General features: G+C 33.9%; 1 protein-coding gene. It reads left to right on the forward strand.

What is annotated here, in order from left to right; genetic code table 11:
* The first annotated feature begins 292 nt into the window (after nt 1–292).
* The gene (locus QWZ08_RS18395) at nt 293–1567 is read left to right on the forward strand and encodes a glycosyltransferase family 4 protein (RefSeq protein ID WP_290338989.1); all 1275 of its coding nucleotides are present in this window, start codon (nt 293–295) and stop codon (nt 1565–1567) included.
* Nucleotides 1568–1868 lie beyond the last annotated feature (301 nt).

Consider the following 1868-nt stretch of genomic DNA (forward strand, 5'->3'; position numbering starts at 1 on the left):
GGGCAGCCCTGAAACAATATATGGACCAATATTATAAAGGATTTTTAGACTAACTGAATGGGATGTAGAAATTAAAATTTCGTTATGCGGCTCTATGCTTGCGAATTACATCTGTTATTCACTTATATTTGACTAATTGATTTGGGTTAATGAAAATTCTTTTGGATTTGATCAGCCGCAATTCAATGGTTCAACATAGATATAAATAAAGCCGATTGTTTACTATTTGATGGAATATTGTACAGCCTATGAACAAATAGATAACACTAACCTCATTCTTATATCTGGAAAAATGAAATTACTTTTAGTTAACTGGTCTTGGTATGCCACGGGGGGCGACTGGACTTATATCGAGAATATACATAAGCTTTATGAGAAACATGGCTATGAAGTAATCCCTTTTTCCACGCACAATAAAAAAAATACATTTTCTCCGTATTCAAAATACTTTGTGAGTGCCTATGACTTTAAAGAGCTTAATAAACACAAAACTATCAGTAATGGCATAAAAGCTTTAAGAACTTCTGTTGTTTCGTCAGACGCATTGAATAAGCTGGACAGAATTTTAGAAAAGCACGATATTAAGTTTGCTCACTTGCACAATATCCATCATTACATAACGCCGGCTATTGTAGAAAAGCTGCACAAAAAAGGCATTAAAATTATATGGACTCTACACGATTATAAAATCATATGTCCTGAAAATTCTTTTGTTTCTAAAGGAAAAGTATGTGAAAAGTGCATGGATGGTTCCTTTTATCATTGTGCGATAAACAAATGCAAAAAAAATTCTTTATTAGCTAGTGCCCTGGCTACATTCGAGGCTTACTACTATCACAAAAAAAATACTTACCATCTGGTTGATTTTTACTTGTGTCCTTCCCGGTTTATTTTAAACAAATTCCTGCAGTTCGGGTTCGATAAAAACAAAATGCTCCTTTCTGGTTTATGCTATGACATTTCACTGGTGGACAATTTTATAGAACGATCAAAGAGTGCGCCCACTCCACCCAACACGGGTAAGTATATACTGTATGTAGGTAGACTCGAAGATATTAAAGGAGTAAAAACGTTAATCGAAGCCGTAAGAGGTACAGATATCCATTTAAAAATAGCAGGAAGAGGTAACGCAGAAGAAAGCTTAACTAATTACATACAAACGGAGCATATCTCAAATGTTGAGTTGTTAGGTTTTAAAAAGAAGGATGATATATTTGAACTAACACAGCACGCCAGCTTTGGCGTATGTCCTTCCGAATGGTATGAAAATTATCCTTTTTCTGTTTCAGAGACTTTTCTTTTTTCAAAGCCTGTAGTAGGGGCTAATATTGGCGGTATTCCTGAACTTGTAATCAATGAACAAACAGGCCTTTTATTTGAAGCAGGAAATCAATCGCAACTCAGGGAAAAATTATTGCGGTTGTGGAATGATGACGAACTGGTAAAGAAATTAGGTGAGCAGGCAAGGAAACACAGTTATGATTTATTTAATTATGAAACACACTGGAATACTATAAATTCAGTAATTCAAAAACTGGATTTAAAAGCTGACCTTATATCAGCCTAAATACAATAATACAACCTAAGCTGTTAGTGGAATTTGTAGAGTTTCCTTTCATTCACCCAAGTTTTCATTTTTTAGCACGGGCTACTTTACATATGTAAATTGTAAAGTAAACAGCAAACATTTTCTTGCCAATTTAATAATTTTTTAAATTCCCTGAAAAGGGAATTTAAATTCTTTTTGGAATAATATTTAAAGTTTATTAAAATAATAAAACTATCACTCAAACGATTATATCAATCAAAACCCTCAGCAATGAAAAAAAGAATCTACCTGGCCGGTTGCGGCGGGATGTTAGGCGAAG

Source organism: Ferruginibacter paludis, assembly GCF_030409685.1.
Lineage (GTDB): Bacteria > Bacteroidota > Bacteroidia > Chitinophagales > Chitinophagaceae > Ferruginibacter > Ferruginibacter paludis.